Here is a 15918-nt window from a genome sequence, read left to right on the forward strand (position 1 = left end):
GAGGACGAGCGCGAGGACGACGGGTCACGGGTCGCCGCTCTTCGCGCCGCGGTGCTCCGCGTCGTCCTCGCGGCGGTAGCGGGAGCGCAGCCACAGACCGGTGGCCACCGCCGCGGTGGTGGTCGCCCCGATGGCCAGGGCCACGTCGGCCGGGCCGTCCGCCGAGCCCGTCGGGCGCGCCGAGGCCGCGGCGGCGGGCGTGAGCGCGATGAGCAGGGCCCAGAGGAGGGCGGCGACGCGGGGTGCGGGTCCTGGCATGCATCCAGGGCATCCGCTCCCGGGGGCGTCGGCCAGCCGGGCCGTCCGAACGGGCGATCAAGAAGACCCCCCTGCCCCGAGCTTGCCCGACCTAGGTCGAGGAGTGCCGGTCCGCGTCCTTGCGGGCCAGGTCGCGGGAGCGGCGGGCCGGGCCTCTCCAGCCGCAGGTGCAGAGGGCCAGGCAGAACGAGCCGCGCTCGGCGGTGCTCGTGGTGTGCCCGGCGGGTGGCCGCTCGGTGGTGCGGGGGAGCGGCACGGCTTCAAGCGGAGGGACGAGCGACGCCTTGGTGTGCGGATCCACGCCACCACGGTACCTGGGTCCGGTACGGGCCCGGGACCGCGGCGGCCCGTGACGGGAAACCCCGGACCTCGTTAACCGGAGCGGGTGGGGGCCTCGGGCAAACAGCGGTCATGCGTTGGGGGTTGGCAGGCGATGGTGGTGCACCAGCACAGGCGGCGGCGCGGGCGTGCGGGTGAGGCGGTGCTCGCCTTCGGCATGGTCGTGACCGTGGCCGCGATGAGCGGGTGCGGAGGCGCGGACAAGAACGACGACCGGCCCGCCGCCGACCCGGCCGCGACCGTCCGGGGGGTCGCCGACCTGCTGGCGAAGACCGGCAGCGCGCAGGCCCGTACGGCGATGGAGATGGCCACCGGGGGGACCCGGGTCACGATCCGCGGCGAGGGCGGGGTCGACTTCAAGAACCGGATGGGCCAGCTCCTGGTGATGCTCCCGGCCGACGCGGCCGGCAAGGACGAGCACCGGCCCATCACCGAGCTGCTCGTACCCGGCGCCCTCTACATGAAGAACCGGGGCGCGGGCGTGCCCGCCGACAAGTGGGTCCGGGTCGACACGACGACCCTCGCGGACGGGAACCTGGTCACGGGCGGGGCCACTGACCCGCTGGCCGCCGCCGAGCTGCTGCGCGGTGTACAGGAGGCGACGTACGTGGGAGAGACCGAGGTGGCGGGCACCAAGGTGTGGCACTACCGCGGGACCACCGACATCGGGCAGGCCGCGAAGAGAGCCTCACCGGCGGTCCGCGGTGCACTGGAGGCGGCGGCGAAAGGGTTCAGCAAGAACGTGGTCCCCTTCGACGTCTATCTCGACGCGGAGGGCCGGCTGCGGAAGGTCCGGCACCGTTTCACCTATGTCAACAATGGCGTGATCGATGTCTCCTCCACCACGCTGCTCTACGGGTTCGGGACGCCGGTGACCGTCGTATTGCCCGCAAGTGGGGACATTTACGCCGGGAAGATCGCCGAGTAGCCGGGCGGGCGGTCCCGGAGCGGCGCGATCGGGCCATGGCCCGGTATCCGGAAATGGTCCATCCGTGTCATGCGCACAGCGCCCCGTCCTCCCTACGCTGAGAAATCGAGCGCCGACGACCGATGACCCCTTGACCGATGACGGCAGATTGAGGTGACACGCGTGACTCCCGCTGGCGGTACGACGGTGCAGGACCACGTGGCGCTCGCCGAGATCGAGCTGTGCGGCGAGCTGATCATCGCGGCCTCCGCGGCGGACGAGGAGCGGCTCAGCCAGGACCGGATCGACGAGGTCCTGATGGGTCTCGGGCTGTAGCCGCATCCGCGGCGCTGATCGAAGGGATCAGGTGCGCAGCAGGCGCGCGATGGCCTTCGTCGCTTCCTCGACCTTGGCGTCGATCTCCTCCCCGCCCTTGACGGCCGCGTCGGCGACGCAGTGGCGCAGGTGCTCCTCGAGCAGCTGGAGCGCGAAGGACTGGAGGGCCTTCGTGCTCGCCGAGACCTGGGTGAGTATGTCGATGCAGTAGACGTCCTCGTCGACGAGCCGCTGCAGACCCCGGATCTGGCCCTCGATCCGGCGCAGCCGCTTGAGGTGCTCGTCCTTCTGGTGGTGATAGCCGTGCACCGCGCCGCCGGCGGTGGTGGCGACGTCGGCTCCGGAGCCTTCCGCGTCGATGGCAGTCATGCGTCCTCCCGTGGTCCGGACCTGAGGGTGCATACCCCTCATGGGTATAGGTTACCGGGCCTCGGCCGGAGGGACAGGGGCCCGTGGTCCTCACTCTGCCTGATGGAGGACACTGGGGAACCGCCCGGAACCGCCGGTTAGCCGTGGCCGGGGGATGCGCCTAGCATCAGCCTGACCGAATCCAATGCACCCCGAGGACCTCACGTGCGATTTCGTCTGACCCCCAGGGAGACGAGCTTCTACGACATGTTCGCCGCGTCCGCGGACAACATCGTCACGGGCTCCAAGCTCCTTATGGAACTGCTCGGAGCGGACTCCTCCGCCCGGGCCGAGATCGCGGAGCGGATGCGGGCAGCCGAGCACGCGGGGGACGACGCCACTCACGCGATCTTCCACCAGCTGAACTCCTCCTTCATCACGCCGTTCGACCGCGAGGACATCTACAACCTGGCCTCGTCGCTCGACGACATCATGGACTTCATGGAGGAGGCCGTCGACCTGGTCGTCCTGTACCAGGTGGAGGAGCTCCCCAAGGGTGTCGAGCAGCAGATCGAGGTGCTGGCGCGGGCGGCCGAGCTGACCGCCGAGGCCATGCCGCACCTGCGGACGATGGACAACCTGACCGAGTACTGGATCGAGGTCAACCGCCTCGAGAACCAGGCCGACCAGATCCACCGCAAGCTGCTCGCCCAGCTCTTCAACGGCAAGTACGACGCCATCGAGGTGCTGAAGCTCAAGCAGATCGTCGACGTGCTCGAAGAGGCGGCCGACGCGTTCGAGCACGTCGCGAACACGGTGGAGACCATCGCGGTCAAGGAGTCCTGAACCTCGTGGACACGTTCGCTCTGATCGTGACCATCGGTGTCGCGCTCGGCTTTACCTATACGAATGGTTTTCACGACTCGGCGAACGCGATCGCGACCTCCGTCTCGACGCGGGCGCTGACCCCGCGCGCGGCGCTGGCGATGGCCGCGGTGATGAACCTCGCCGGTGCCTTCCTGGGCAGCGGCGTCGCCAAGACGGTCAGCGAGGGCCTGATCGAGACGCCCCAGGGCAACCGGGGCATGTGGATCCTCTTCGCCGCGCTCGTCGGCGCGATCGTCTGGAACCTGATCACCTGGTACTTCGGCCTGCCCTCGTCCTCCTCCCACGCGCTGTTCGGCGGCATGGTGGGCGCGGCGCTGGCGGGCGGCACCGGTGTCATCTGGAGCGGGGTGATCGACAAGGTCGTCATCCCGATGTTCGTCTCGCCGGTCGTCGGTCTGGTCGTCGGTTACCTGGTGATGGTGGCCATCCTGTGGATGTTCCGCCGGTCCAACCCGCACAAGGCCAAGCACGGCTTCCGCATCGCGCAGACCGTGTCCGCGGCCGGCATGGCGCTCGGCCACGGTCTCCAGGACGCGCAGAAGACGATGGGCATCGTCGTGATGGCCCTGGTCATCGCCGATGTGCAGGCCGCCGACGCACCGATCCCGATCTGGGTCAAGATCGTGTGCGCCGTGATGCTGTCGCTGGGTACGTACGCGGGCGGCTGGCGCATCATGCGCACCCTCGGCCGCAAGATCATCGAGCTGGACCCGCCGCAGGGCTTCGCCGCCGAGACCACCGGCGCCTCGATCATGTTCGGCTCGGCGTTCCTGTTCCACGCGCCGATCTCCACCACCCACGTGATCACCTCGGCGATCATGGGCGTGGGCGCGACCAAGCGGGTCAACGCGGTCCGCTGGGGCGTCGCCAAGAACATCGTCCTCGGCTGGTTCATCACCATGCCGGCCGCGGCCCTGGTCGCCGCGCTCAGCTTCTGGATCGTGGACCTGGCCTTCGTCGGCTAGCGGCAGCGATCGGAAAAGAAAGCGGGCCGGCTCCCCCCACCCAGGGGGAGCCGGCCCTTTTCTTTCGCCTTGCGGTGGCACCGCCATGCAGCACCGCAGGACGTGTGTTCACATCCGAGGGGCTTCGGTCTAGCCGAAGCGGCCCGAGATGTAGTCCTCGGTCGCCTGCACGGACGGGTTCGAGAAGATCCGGTCCGTGTCGTCGATCTCTATGAGCTTGCCGGGCTGGCCGACCGCCGAGAGGTTGAAGAACGCGGTGCGGTCGGAGACGCGGGCGGCCTGCTGCATGTTGTGCGTCACGATGACGATCGTGAAGCGCTCCTTGAGCTCGCCGATCAGGTCCTCGATCGCGAGGGTGGAGATCGGGTCCAGGGCCGAGCAGGGCTCGTCCATGAGCAGGACCTCCGGCTCGACCGCGATGGCGCGGGCGATGCACAGACGCTGCTGCTGGCCGCCGGAGAGGCCGGAGCCCGGCTTGTTCAGGCGGTCCTTGACCTCGTTCCAGAGGTTGGCGCCCTTCAGGGACCGCTCCACGATCTGCGTGAGCTCGGACTTCTTGAAGCTGCCGTTCAGACGCAGGCCCGCCGCCACGTTGTCGAAGATCGACATGGTGGGGAAGGGGTTCGGGCGCTGGAAGACCATGCCGACGGTGCGGCGGACCGCGACCGGGTCCACGCCGGTGCCGTACAGGTTCTCGTCGTCCAGGAGCACCTTGCCCTCGACGCGGCCGCCGGGGGTGACCTCGTGCATGCGGTTCAGGGTGCGCAGGAAGGTGGACTTGCCGCAGCCGGACGGGCCGATGAAGGCGGTCACGGAGCGGGGCTCCACGGTCATCGAGATGTCATCGATGGCCTTGTGGGCGCCGTAGAAGGCGGACAGTCCGCTGACGTCGATTCGCTTCGCCATGAGGGGTCACTTCGCTTTCATGTGGTCGCGTCAGCGACCGGTCTTCGGGGCCTTCCAGCGGGCGATGCCGCGGGCCACCAGATTGAGGATCATGACGAAGGCGATCAGGACGAGCGCTGCGGCCCATGCCCGGTCGTAGGAGGCGTCACTGCCGACCTTGTACTGCTCCCAGATGTACAGCGGGAGCGAGGATTGAGCACCTTCGAAGGGGTTCGGGTTGATCAGCTGGGTACCGAAGACCAGCAGCATGATCGGCGCGGTCTCACCGGCGATGCGGGCGACGGCCAGCATGACGCCGGTCGCGATGCCGCCGATGGCGGTGGGGAGCACGACCTTGAGGATCATGCGCCACTTCGGCACGCCGAGGGCGAGGGCGGCCTCGCGCAGCTCGTTCGGGACGAGCTTCAGCATCTCCTCGGTGGAGCGGACCACGACGGGCATCATCAGGATCGACAGGGCCATCGAGCCGGCGAAGCCGGACGGGCCGAAGCCGAGCGCCAGGTTCCACGTCGTCAGGATGAACAGGCCCGCGACGATGGAGGGGATGCCGGTCATGACGTCGACGAAGAAGGTCACGGCCTTGGCGAGCGAACCCCGGCCGTACTCGACCAGGTAGACGGCGGTCAGCAGGCCGATGGGCGCGGCGATCGCGGTGGCCAGGGCGACCTGCTCGATGGTGCCGAGCAGCGCGTGGTAGACACCGCCGCCCTCCTCGAAGCTGGTGACGCCGTTCATCGAGTGGCTGAGGAAGTCCCCGTTGAGGGCCTTGATGCCGCGGCTGATGGTGGTCCAGATCAGCGAGAGCAGCGGGATGACCGCGAGGACGAAGCTGACCCACACGATGGAGGTCGCGATGCGGTCCTTGGCCTGGCGGCGGTTCTCGATCACCGCGCTGGCGGTGTACGTGATCGCGAGGAACAGGACGGCGGCGATCAGGCCCCACTGGATCTTGCTGTGGAGGTCGGCGACGGCGCCGATGCCGCAGCCGAGGGCGATCGAGAGGACCGCGATGCCGGCCGGGGCCCAGCGGGGGAGGCCGCCCCGGGTCAGGCTGGCGGGAGCGGCGGACTTCGGGGCCCGGGCGGGCCGCTGGTCCTGGAGTGCGTGGCTCATCAGGCGTTCGCCCCCGAGAAGTCCTTGCGACGGGCGATGATCAGCCGGGCTGCGCCGTTGACCAGCAGGGTGAGCAGGAAGAGCACGAGACCGGAGGCGATCAGGGCGTCGCGGCCGAACTCGTTGGCCTCGTCGAACTTCGCGGCGATGTTCTGCGCGAACGTGCCGCCGCCCGGGTCCAGGATGTGCCCGTTGATCAGGAAGCTCGGGGAGAGGACCGTGGCGACGGCCATGGTCTCGCCGAGGGCTCGGCCGAGGCCGAGCATCGAGGCGGAGATGACGCCGGAGCGGCCGAAGGGCAGCACCGACATGCGGATGACCTCCCAGCGGGTCGCGCCGAGGGCCAGGGCGGCCTCCTCGTTCATGCGCGGGACCTGCAGGAAGACCTCGCGGCTGACGCTGGTCACGATCGGCAGGATCATGATCGCGAGCAGGATGCCGACGGTGAAGAGCGAGCGCGCGACGCCGACCTGGGTCTTGTCGAAGACGTAGGTCCAGCCCATGTACTCGTCGAGCCAGAGGTTGAGGCCTGCGAGCTGCGGGACGAGGAAGAGCGCGCCCCAGATGCCGTAGATGATCGACGGCACGGCGGCCAGCAGGTCGACCACGTAGGCGAGGGGGGCGGCGAGCTTGCGCGGCGCGTAGTGCGAGATGAAGAGGGCGATGCCGACAGCGATCGGAACCGCGATGGCCATCGCGATGATCGAGCTGACGACGGTGCCGAAGAGCAGGACGGCGATGCCGAAGACGGGGGGCGTGGCGGACGCGTTCCAGTCGAAGGTGGTGAGGAAGTTGCCCTCGTTCTTCGACAGTGCGATCGACGCGCGGTAGGTGAGGAAGATGGCGATCGACGCCATGATCACCAGGAGCAGGATGCCGGAGCCCTTGGAGAGCCCCGCGAAGATCTTGTCACCGGCGCGGCCGGTGGACCTTCCGCTCTTGGAGACAGGCGGAGCCTGGTCTATCTGGGTGGGTGTGGTGGAAGCCATGATCTTTCCGGTCTGGGTGGGGGGAGGGCCCCCTGGCGGCGGTGCACCGGATCCCCTGGGTGGAGGGGAGGGTCCTCAGGCGCCGGGCAGTTCGGACGGGAACTGCCCGGCTCCGGAGGCTCAGTGATTAGGACAGCGACTTGATGACTTCGCGGACCTTGGCGTTGATCTCGGCCGGGATGGGCGCGTAGCCGTTCTCGGAGAGGACCTTCTGGCCCGCGTCCGAGGCGGTGTAGTTCAGGAAGGACTTGACCGTGGGGAGCGTCTCGGCCTTGTTGCCCTTGTCGCAGACGACCTCGTACGTCACCAGGACGATCGGGTAGGCACCCTCGGCCTTGGTGGTGTAGTCGAGCTTAAGCGCCAGGTCCGAGCCGGTCCCGGCGATCTTGGCGGCGGCGATGGCCTTGGAGGCGCTGTCGGAGGAGGCCTTGACCGGGGCGGCGGCGCCCGTGTTCACGTCGACCGTCTTGATGCCCTGGGCGCTGGCGTAGGAGAGCTCGAAGTAACCGATCGAGCCGTCCACCTGCTTGACCTGGGTGGCAACACCCGCGGAGCCGGAGGCGCCGAGGCCGCCCGGGGCCGGCCACTTCTTCGCGGCCTCGTACGTCCAGGCCTCGGGAGCGGCGGCCTTGAGGTACTTGCCGAGGTTCTCGGTGGTGCCCGAGTCCTCGGAGCGGTGGAAGTGCTGGATGGCGGTGGAGGGAAGCGTGACGCCGGGGTTCAGCTTCTTGATCGCCTCGTCGTCCCACTTCTTGATCTTGTCGTTGAAGATGTTGGCGATCGTGGCGGCGTCCAGGTTCAGCTTGTCCACGCCGGCGACGTTGAAGCCGAGGGCGATCGGGCCGCCGACCATGGGCAGGTTGATGCCCTGGCCACCGGTGCAGATCTTCTTCGACTCCTCGACGGCCTCGGGCTTCAGCGCGGAGTCCGAGCCGGCGAAACCGACGGTGCCCTGGTTGAAGGCGACGATGCCCTCACCGGAGGAGGAGGACTTGTAGTTGACCTCGACGCCGGAGCAGGCGGCCATGTAGTTCTTGACCCACAGGTCGATGGCGTTCTTCTGGGCGGAGGAGCCGGAGGCCAGGAGCTTGCCCTTGGCGTCGTCGCACTTGACGTCGCCCGCGGCGGCGGCCGACGGCTTGCCACTGGCGCCGCCATCCTTCGTCGTGTTGTCGTCCGAACCGCACGCCGTGAGGACCAGGGCGCCGGACACGACAAGCGCCCCGAGGGCGGAGGCACGAAGCATGTTCTTGCGCTGAAGCTTCACTTTTCGGGTGTTCCTTCCAGAAGCCGCCGGCCGCTTTCTGGTGTCGGGGCGGCGTGCGAAGAGGACTACGTCGGATTGCACGGCGTGTCATTCGATCTGGTGGCGACGCGCTCCGTGCACCACTGAAATTAGGCAGATCAGGTGAAGCGGCCGACCGGGGCAAGTGAACGGACGGTGAACCATGGCGGACGGCATGGTGTGGATGGCTGGGTTTGCTCCGGAGTGTCATCCGCCGTTGTCCCGTCGTTACCGTTATGTGACCGGCTCGAGGTGGCTGATTCCTTTCGGTCAGAGGGCGGGGGCCGCCGCGGGCTGCCACAGGTCCTGGAAGGTGAACCGGGCCGCCTCCACCTCGTGCCGCTGGTCCGCGTGCAGCACCCCCAGCGCGTACGCCGTCGCCGGCGCGATCCGCGGCGTGCGGGCCGCCGTCGCCGAGGCCGCCGCGGCCTCCGCGGCGTCGCGGTGGCGGTCCAGGGCGTCGCCTGCCGCAGCCAGGCGGGCCACGTCCTCGCCCAGGGCCTCCCGGGCGTAGCGGTGGACCCGCAGCAGCCGGCGCACCTCGTGCCAGGAGCCGTCCTGGTCGGGGTTGTACGGGTGGGCCTCGGCGGCGTGCGGCAGCGCCGAGACGGCCGTCGCCAGCCGGTTTCGGGCCACCTCCGCCAGCGGGACCAGGACCTCGTCCACCCGCCCCCGGGCCGCGACCGCGTCCAGCGGCACCTCGGAGGCCAGGACCGCCACCGCGTCCGCGACCGCGTGGAACCGGGACGAGCCCAGCGCCTGCAGGGTCGCCGAGTGGGCGCGGGTCCGGGCCAGCGTCAGCTGCCGCTCCAGCAGGGCGGCCGCCCGGGCCGAGCCCACCGTCAGCGCACCCGGGGCGCCGCGGGGCGCGGGCACCTCCGGCGAGCCCGACAGCCGGTGCAGGGCGTCCAGCAGCCGGGTCAGCCGGGCGGCGTACGCGTGCTCGTCCGCCAGGGTCGAGGACAGCCACACCAGCTCGGTGCGCAGTCCGTCGGCCCAGGAGGACTCGGTCACCACCCGGAAGGTGGCCAGGGATCCGCTGATCCGGCGCGCAGCCCCCCGCAGGCTGCGCGCCGCATCGCTGCCCTCCGCGGCGTCGGCCCCGCTCTCCTCGTGCAGGCGGAGCCCGCGCAGGAAGGCGGTGGCCTGGGCCCGCAGGTACGTGCCGAGCACGTCACCCGCGGAGCCTTCTCCACGCGCTGTCAGGTCATGGTTTGGCAGAGCCACGCCGGCGCCTCCGGGCGTCTATGAGCATCTCCTGAACGTGCCGCAGCGGCTGGCCTTCGTGGTCCGTGCTGTGCCGGGTCCATTCGCCGTCCGGGCCCAGGTGCCAGGAGGAGGTGGCGTCGGACATCCCGGTCTCCAGCATCCGGTCCAGTGCCGCGCGGTGGGCCGGGTCGGCGACCCTGACCAGTGCCTCGATGCGGCGGTCGAGGTTGCGGTGCATCATGTCGGCGCTGCCGATCCACACCTCGGGCTCGCCGCCGTTGCCGAAGGCGAAGACCCGGGAGTGTTCCAGGAAGCGGCCGAGGATCGAGCGGACCCGGATGTTCTCCGAGAGCCCGGGGACCCCGGGACGCACGGCGCAGATGCCGCGGACCCAGATGGCGACGGGCACTCCCGCCTGGGAGGCCCGGTAGAGCGAGTCGATCAGGGCCTCGTCGACGATCGAGTTCATCTTGAGGCGCACGTACGCGGGGCGGCCGGCCCGGTGGTGGGCGGCCTCCTTGTCGATCCGCGTGATCAGTCCGTCGCGCAGCGAGCGCGGCGCGACGATCAGCCGGCGGTAGGTCTCGCGGCGCGAGTACCCGGACAGCCGGTTGAAGAGGTCGGAGAGGTCCGCGCCGACCTGGGGGTCGGCGGTGAGCAGGCCGAGGTCCTCGTACAGGCGGGCGGTCTTGGGGTGGTAGTTGCCGGTGCCGACGTGGGAGTAGCGGCGCAGCGTGTCGCCCTCCTGGCGGACGACGAGCGACAGCTTGCAGTGGGTCTTCAGGCCCACCAGGCCGTAGACGACGTGGCAGCCGGACTCCTCCAGCTTGCGGGCCCACTTGATGTTGGCCTGTTCGTCGAAGCGGGCCTTGATCTCGACGAGTACGAGGACCTGCTTGCCGGATTCGGCGGCGTCGATCAGGGCGTCCACGATCGGGGAGTCGCCGGAGGTCCGGTACAGCGTCTGCTTGATCGCGAGGACGTCCGGGTCGGCGGCGGCCTGCTCCAGGAAGGCCTGCACCGAGGTGGAGAAGGAGTCGTACGGGTGGTGCAGCAGCACGTCCCGCTCGCGCAGCGCGGCGAAGATGTCGGGCGCGGACGCGGACTCGACCTCGGCGAGGTCGCGGTGGGTGCCGGCGACGAACTTGGGGTACTTCAGCTCGGGCCGGTCCAGCGAGGCGATGCCGAAGAGGCCGGTCAGGTCCAGCGGGCCGGGCAGCGGGTAGACCTCGGCGGCGGAGACGTTCAGCTCCTGCACGAGGAGGTCCAGGATGCCGGGGTCGATGGACTCCTCGACCTCCAGGCGCACCGGCGGGCCGAAGCGGCGCCGCATGAGCTCCTTCTCCAGGGCCTGGAGCAGGTTCTCGGCGTCGTCCTCCTCGACCTCGAGGTCCTCGTTGCGGGTCACCCGGAACATGTGGTGCGCGAGCACCTCCATGCCGGGGAAGAGCTCCTCCAGGTGCGCGGCGATGACGTCCTCGAGGGGGACGTAGCGCTGCGGGGAGGCCTCCAGGAAGCGGGAGAGCAGCGGCGGGACCTTGACGCGGGCGAAGTGGCGGTGGCCGGTGACCGGGTTGCGTACGACGACGGCCAGGTTCAGCGAGAGCCCGGAGATGTACGGGAACGGGTGCGCGGGGTCCACGGCCAGCGGGGTGAGCACCGGGAAGATTTGGTTCCGGAACAGCGTGAAGAGGCGGGCCTGCTCCTTCTCGGTGAGGTCCGGCCAGCGGATGAGGTGGATGCCCTCCTCGGCGAGCTGCGGGGAGATGTCCTGCTGGAAGCAGGCGGCGTGCCGGGCCATGAGCTCGCGCGAGCGCGTCCAGATCAGGTCGAGCACCTCGCGGGGCTGCAGTCCGGAGGCCGACCGGGTGGCGACGCCGGTCGCGATGCGGCGCTTGAGGCCGGCGACGCGGACCATGAAGAACTCGTCGAGGTTGCTCGCGAAGATCGCCAGGAAGTTGGCGCGCTCCAGCAGCGGGGTCGCCGGATCCTCGGCCAGCTCCAGCACCCGCTCGTTGAAGGCCAGCCAGCTGCGCTCGCGGTCGAGGAACCGCCCCGGGGGGAGCTCGCCGCCCTCTTTGTCGTCGTAGGCGTCCAGGTCGGCGTCGAGATCGGGTGCGAGCCCGGGCCCCTGGCCGGAAAGCGGGCGGTGCGCGGCTATGGAGCCGATCCGCGCAGGCTTGGCCGCCGGGCCGGGAGAGGCGGCGGGGGAGGTGTGAGACGGGTGCTGGGCGGGGACCTCGGTGGGGCCTGCGCTGGGCTGGTGGCTCATGACTCCATTGTTCCGCGCAAGCGGCAGGACAGGCGCGTCGGAAGTGGTCGCCGTCAGTCGGAGTCGGGGCTGCATGCGGGGAGAGTCGCAAGCGCGTCTTAAGGTCCGGTGAATGGCGCATGGCTTCCAGGCTCCGGGTGGTGCACGAGTACGTCTTTTCCGCGCCCGGAATACACCCGTACGGGCCCCGCGCGCTCCCGGCGCTCCCGTACGGGCTTCCCCCCGGGGCTGTGGATCAGCTCTCGGTGCGGTACATCAGGTCGACCTCGTGGGTGCTGAAGCCGAGGCCCTCGTAGACGGCGAGGGCCGCCGGATTGTCGGCGTCCACGTACAGCATCGCGGTGGGCAGGCCCGCCCCGGCGAGGTGGTGCAGGCCGATCGCGGTGAGGGCCTTGCCGAGGCCGCCGCCCTGGGCGCCGGGGCGGACGCCGAGCACGTAGACCTCCCCGAGCCGCTCCTCGGCGTGGACCTTCGTCCAGTGGAAGCCGACGAGCTCCCCGTCCCGCTCGGCGAGGAAGAAGCCCTTGGGGTCGAACCACGGCTGCGCGATGCGGTCGTTCAGGTCCCGCTGGGTCAGCGCGCCCTGTTCGGGGTGGTGGGCGAAGGCCGCCGCGTTGACCGCGAGCCAGGACGCGTCGTCCTCGCCGGGCACGAAGGTGCGTACGGTCACCCCGGCCGGCAGCACCACCTCGGGCAGCGGGGGGCCCTCCGGGCCGAGCGGGCGGCGCAGCTGGCGCAGCTCGCGGAACAGGGTCAGGCCGAGGACCTGTGCGAGGTGGCGGGCGGCCGACTTGCCGCCGTGCGCCCACACCCGGATCCGCTTGCCGGAGGCGGCCAGCAGGGCCGAGCCCAGGGCCCGCCCGTGCCCGCGCCCGCGCAGCGCGGGGTGGACGACGAGCTCGGCGGCGGGGGCCTCCACCGGGTCGGTGTCCTCCAGTTGCCCGTATCCGGCGAGCCGGCCCTTCTCGGTGAGCAGGAAGTGCCGGATCCCCTCGCGGCGCCCGCCGCGCAGCTGGAGGCGGCCCTGCTCGGACACGGCGGTGGTGCCGTCCGTGCGCGCTGCGTCCTCGATGAGGTCGAGCACGGCCGCGGCCTGTTCCTCCGTCAGCTCGTCGAGGGTCTCAATCTGGCGTCCCGGCTCGAGGGCCGCTGCTGCGTCGTCAGTCATACGTCGAGCGTACGACCGTGGAAGGCGCCTGCGGTGGTGTGCGTGCAGCGGGCCGACGGTGAGCCGTCTTCTGCGTGTAACCAGTCCGACACCCGTACCCCCTGTCGTGCTACGCGCGTTGACCATAGGCTGCCGCCGACCTCCCGAGTTTTACCGCTGTCCAAAAGGGGACTAAATGTCAGCGACGCCACAACGGCACCGCCGAACCCGCCGGTTGACCTTCGCCGCCATCGCCGTCACGGCCGGTGCCGGGGCGATGGTCGCGGCCGCACTGCCGGCCGGTGCCGCGAGTGGTGGCGGTGCCGGCAAGAGCCGCACCGTCGATGTGCAGATGCTGTCGTTCAACGACTTCCACGGCACGCTGGAGCCCCCGCAGGGCTCCTCCGGCACCGTGATCGAGCGTCAGGCCGACGGCACCACCAAGGCGATACCCGCCGGTGGTGTCGAGTACCTGGCGACCGGCCTGCGCGAGGCCCGCAAGGGCCACGAGTACTCCGTCACGGCCGCGGCCGGCGACATGATCGGCGGCAGCCCGATGCTGTCCGGTCTCTTCCACGACGAGCCCACCGTCGAGGCGCTGAACAAGCTGAAGCTGGACGTCAGCAGTGTCGGCAACCACGAGTTCGACGAGGGCAAGACCGAGCTGCGCCGCATGGCGTACGGCGGCTGCCACCCGGTCGAGGGCTGCTTCGAGTTCGGCAAGGAGTTCACGGGCGCCGAGTACAAGTACCTCGCGGCGAACGTCACGGACGAGAAGACCAAGCGTCCGCTGCTGAACCCCACCTTCATCTGGCAGAAGGGGGACGTGAAGATCGGCTTCATCGGCGTCACCCTGGAGGGCACGCCGGACGTCGTGACCGCCGACGGGGTCAAGGGCCTCAAGTTCGGCGACGAGGTCGAGACGATCAACAAGTACGCCGCCGAGCTGAACAAGCAGGGCGTCAAGTCGATCGTCGCGCTCATCCACGAGGGCGGCCTGCCCGCGAACGGCGCCTACAACTACGACTGCGACTCCCCGGGCGCCGGCGCCGGCATCTCGGGCGCGATCGTGGACATCGCCAAGAACGTGGACCCGAAGGTCGACGCGCTGGTGACGGGCCACACGCACCAGGCGTACGCCTGCAACATCCCGGACCCGGCGGGCAACCCGCGCATGGTGACCTCGGCCGCCTCCTACGGCCGCCTGTTCACGGACACCACGCTGACGTACGACCGCCAGACCAAGGACATCGTCCGCACGGCGGCGCTCGCGCCGAAGCCGGTCAACAAGGTCGTCAGCCGGGACCAGCCCAAGGCCCCGGACATGACCGAGCTGATCACCCGCTGGAACGCGCTGGCCGCCCCGGTCGCCAGCCGTCCGATGGGCTACATCTCGGCGGACATCGCGGGCCGCGGCTCCGAGGCGCCCGAGAAGCCGCTCGGCGACCTGATCGCCGACGCGCAGCTGGAGGCCACGGCCCCGGCGGCCAAGGGCGGTGCGCAGCTGGCCATCATGAACCCGGGCGGCATCCGTGCCGACCTGGCCTACAAGGCCGCGGGCGCCGAGGGCGACGGCGTCGTGACGTACGGCGAGTCCTACACGGTCCAGCCGTTCAACAACCTGATGAACATCGTCGACCTGACGGGCGCGCAGCTGATCACCGCGCTCCAGCAGCAGGTCAGCGGTACGGTCAACGGCCCGAACCCGAAGATCCTCCAGGTCTCGAAGGGCTTCACCTACACCCTGGACATGACGAAGACGGGCGCGGACCGCATCGTCGTGGACTCGGTGAAGCTGAACGGCGCGGCGATCGACCCCGCCAAGACCTACCGGGTCGCGATGAACGAGTTCCTCGCGGGCGGCGGTGACGGCTTCACCGTCCTGAAGGAGCACAAGAACAAGCTGGTCGGCGTGCCTGACCTGGAGGCGTTCAACGCCTACCTGGGGAAGTCGACCGCGGCCGCTCCGATCGCCCCGCCGGCGGCGGACCGCATCACGGTCGTCAAGTAACACCTGCGACGGTCTGAACATCACACCAGCCGCACCCGAAGGGGCGGCGGGCCCTGCGGCCCGCCGCCCCTTCGGCGTTCGCCCCGCACCCCCGTGGCGGGGCGAACGCGGCCGTCAGAGCGTCGCGAGGAACTTCGCCACGGCCCCGTGGAAGCCCGCGGGGTCCGTGAACGGCACGAAGTGGTCCCCCTCCAGGGGCGCGTACGAGGTCCCGGGCCGCCGGGCGACCATCGCGTCGGCGGTGTCCTGGCGGAGCGACTGGCTGCCGGTGCCGTGGATCAGCACGGCCGGGCAGGTGCTCGCGAGCCAGGCGTCCCAGTGGTCGCCGCGGCAGCCTTCGATGGAGTCGAGCATGTCCTGCGGGTGGAACGGCAGCCGCCAGCCCGCGCCGGCGGGGAGCGGGCGCAGCACCCGATCGACGAACCGGGAGCCCACCGGCCCGGCCGCGGCGAGGAGCTCCTCGCGGGTGGCAGCGGTGTACCGCATGTCCCGGAGGAAGTCGAAGACCGCCCCTTCCGGGACGGGGTGGACCTCGACGGTGGTGTCCACGGCGACGAGCGCCGAGATCCGGTGGGGGTGGGCGGCGGCCAGGTGGACGGCGTTGAGCCCGCCGAGGGAGTAGCCGAGCAGGGCGACGGGGGCGTCGAGGCCGAGGTGGTCGAGGAGCGCGACGGCGTCGGAGACGTATCCGGCGCGGCCGTAGTCGCAGGCCCGGTCGGAGTCGCCGTGGCCGCGCTGGTCGGGGGCGATGACCCGCCACGCGTCGTCCAGGGTGTCGGCGAGGCCGGCGAAGGCGAGGCCTTCGGACAGGCCTCCGTGCAGGGCGAGCAGCGGGCGGCCCGGGCCGCCGAAGTCCCGGTACGACAACGTGCGGCCGTCGATCGTCAGCGTGTGGCGCATGGTTCCGCTCTCCCCTGTGTGTCCTGCGGTGACGGTGGCGCATCC

16 protein-coding genes are annotated in these 15918 nt (G+C 70.3%); 5 read left to right on the top strand and 11 right to left on the bottom strand.

From position 1 onward, the window contains the following. Positions 1-24: 24 nt before the first annotated feature. On the bottom strand, positions 25-258 hold the full coding sequence (locus OG299_RS21745; RefSeq protein ID WP_266627974.1) for a hypothetical protein: 234 nt from the start codon (positions 256-258) through the stop codon (positions 25-27). A 91-nt stretch (positions 259-349) separates the two neighbouring features. Then, entirely contained in the window at positions 350-559 is a 210-nt protein-coding gene (locus tag OG299_RS21750) for a hypothetical protein (protein ID WP_266633822.1), read from the bottom strand. A 132-nt stretch (positions 560-691) separates the two neighbouring features. Here OG299_RS21750 and OG299_RS21755 point away from each other — a divergent pair, with 132 nt between their 5' ends. Together OG299_RS21755 and OG299_RS21760 are read left to right on the top strand one after the other, a co-directional pair. After that, positions 692-1525, top strand: a complete 834-nt coding sequence (locus OG299_RS21755) for an SCO4651 family lipoprotein (RefSeq protein ID WP_266627976.1) — start codon at positions 692-694, stop codon at positions 1523-1525. A gap of 162 nt (positions 1526-1687) precedes the next feature. After that, a complete protein-coding gene (locus OG299_RS21760; RefSeq protein ID WP_165937309.1) occupies positions 1688-1840 on the top strand; it encodes a hypothetical protein in 153 nt (50 codons plus the stop codon). A 27-nt stretch (positions 1841-1867) separates the two neighbouring features. Here the strand turns inward: OG299_RS21760 and OG299_RS21765 are convergent, their stop codons facing one another. After that, the gene (locus OG299_RS21765; protein ID WP_266627979.1) at positions 1868-2209 is read right to left on the bottom strand and encodes a metal-sensitive transcriptional regulator; all 342 of its coding nucleotides are present in this window, start codon (positions 2207-2209) and stop codon (positions 1868-1870) included. A 204-nt stretch (positions 2210-2413) separates the two neighbouring features. Between OG299_RS21765 and OG299_RS21770 the strand changes: the two genes are divergently transcribed. Together OG299_RS21770 and OG299_RS21775 are read left to right on the top strand one after the other, a co-directional pair. Then, positions 2414-3034, top strand: coding sequence for a DUF47 domain-containing protein (locus tag OG299_RS21770; protein WP_030157116.1), 621 nt, complete (start codon positions 2414-2416; stop codon positions 3032-3034). Between the two features lie 5 nt (positions 3035-3039). Beyond that, positions 3040-4041: an inorganic phosphate transporter gene (locus tag OG299_RS21775; protein ID WP_266627983.1), complete on the top strand. Its 1002-nt coding sequence runs from the start codon at positions 3040-3042 to the stop codon at positions 4039-4041. A gap of 129 nt (positions 4042-4170) precedes the next feature. Here OG299_RS21775 and pstB read toward each other — a convergent pair whose 3' ends face one another. The 7 genes from pstB to mshD form a co-directional block, all read right to left on the bottom strand. After that, the gene (pstB, locus tag OG299_RS21780; protein ID WP_266627985.1) at positions 4171-4947 is read right to left on the bottom strand and encodes a phosphate ABC transporter ATP-binding protein PstB; all 777 of its coding nucleotides are present in this window, start codon (positions 4945-4947) and stop codon (positions 4171-4173) included. Between the two features lie 30 nt (positions 4948-4977). Continuing rightward, positions 4978-6060 (bottom strand): phosphate ABC transporter permease PstA, encoded by a 1083-nt coding sequence (gene pstA, locus OG299_RS21785; protein WP_327362354.1) that lies wholly within the window; start codon positions 6058-6060, stop codon positions 4978-4980. Further along, positions 6060-7049 (bottom strand): phosphate ABC transporter permease subunit PstC, encoded by a 990-nt coding sequence (pstC, locus tag OG299_RS21790; RefSeq protein WP_266627989.1) that lies wholly within the window; start codon positions 7047-7049, stop codon positions 6060-6062. Before pstC ends, pstA begins: the two co-directional genes overlap by 1 nt. 127 nt (positions 7050-7176) lie before the next feature. Next, the gene (gene pstS, locus OG299_RS21795; RefSeq protein WP_266627991.1) at positions 7177-8316 is read right to left on the bottom strand and encodes a phosphate ABC transporter substrate-binding protein PstS; all 1140 of its coding nucleotides are present in this window, start codon (positions 8314-8316) and stop codon (positions 7177-7179) included. Between the two features lie 288 nt (positions 8317-8604). Next, positions 8605-9561 carry a CHAD domain-containing protein gene (locus OG299_RS21800; RefSeq protein ID WP_327362355.1) on the bottom strand — a complete coding sequence of 319 codons (957 nt, stop codon included), beginning with the start codon at positions 9559-9561 and terminating at the stop codon, positions 8605-8607. Beyond that, on the bottom strand, positions 9542-11815 hold the full coding sequence (locus OG299_RS21805) for an RNA degradosome polyphosphate kinase (RefSeq protein ID WP_327362356.1): 2274 nt from the start codon (positions 11813-11815) through the stop codon (positions 9542-9544). The genes OG299_RS21800 and OG299_RS21805 overlap by 20 nt, the downstream gene beginning before the upstream one ends. 235 nt (positions 11816-12050) lie before the next feature. Further along, positions 12051-12983: a mycothiol synthase gene (gene mshD / locus OG299_RS21810; RefSeq protein WP_266627997.1), complete on the bottom strand. Its 933-nt coding sequence runs from the start codon at positions 12981-12983 to the stop codon at positions 12051-12053. Positions 12984-13158: 175 nt separating this feature from the next. On the opposite strand from mshD, the gene OG299_RS21815 reads away from it, so the two are divergent. Next, positions 13159-14973, top strand: coding sequence for a bifunctional metallophosphatase/5'-nucleotidase (locus tag OG299_RS21815; protein ID WP_266627999.1), 1815 nt, complete (start codon positions 13159-13161; stop codon positions 14971-14973). Between the two features lie 114 nt (positions 14974-15087). On the opposite strand, the gene OG299_RS21820 is transcribed toward OG299_RS21815, so the two are convergent. After that, the gene (locus OG299_RS21820) at positions 15088-15873 is read right to left on the bottom strand and encodes an alpha/beta fold hydrolase (protein ID WP_266628001.1); all 786 of its coding nucleotides are present in this window, start codon (positions 15871-15873) and stop codon (positions 15088-15090) included. Between the last annotated feature and the right edge of the window lie 45 nt (positions 15874-15918).

Source organism: Streptomyces sp. NBC_01296 (assembly GCF_035984415.1).
In the GTDB taxonomy this organism is placed as follows: domain Bacteria; phylum Actinomycetota; class Actinomycetes; order Streptomycetales; family Streptomycetaceae; genus Streptomyces.

Bases quoted from the DNA above. Each gene is read 5' to 3' on its own strand.
- OG299_RS21745 (WP_266627974.1), bottom strand. From the start codon at position 258: ATGCCAGGACCCGCACCCCGCGTCGCCGCCCTCCTCTGGGCCCTGCTC.
- OG299_RS21755 (WP_266627976.1), top strand. From the start codon at position 692: ATGGTGGTGCACCAGCACAGGCGGCGGCGCGGGCGTGCGGGTGAGGCG.
- OG299_RS21765 (WP_266627979.1), bottom strand. From the start codon at position 2,209: ATGACTGCCATCGACGCGGAAGGCTCCGGAGCCGACGTCGCCACCACC.
- pstB (WP_266627985.1), bottom strand. From the start codon at position 4,947: ATGGCGAAGCGAATCGACGTCAGCGGACTGTCCGCCTTCTACGGCGCC.
- pstA (WP_327362354.1), bottom strand. From the start codon at position 6,060: ATGAGCCACGCACTCCAGGACCAGCGGCCCGCCCGGGCCCCGAAGTCC.
- pstC (WP_266627989.1), bottom strand. From the start codon at position 7,049: ATGGCTTCCACCACACCCACCCAGATAGACCAGGCTCCGCCTGTCTCC.
- OG299_RS21805 (WP_327362356.1), bottom strand. From the start codon at position 11,815: ATGAGCCACCAGCCCAGCGCAGGCCCCACCGAGGTCCCCGCCCAGCAC.
- mshD (WP_266627997.1), bottom strand. From the start codon at position 12,983: ATGACTGACGACGCAGCAGCGGCCCTCGAGCCGGGACGCCAGATTGAG.
- OG299_RS21815 (WP_266627999.1), top strand. From the start codon at position 13,159: ATGTCAGCGACGCCACAACGGCACCGCCGAACCCGCCGGTTGACCTTC.
- OG299_RS21820 (WP_266628001.1), bottom strand. From the start codon at position 15,873: ATGCGCCACACGCTGACGATCGACGGCCGCACGTTGTCGTACCGGGAC.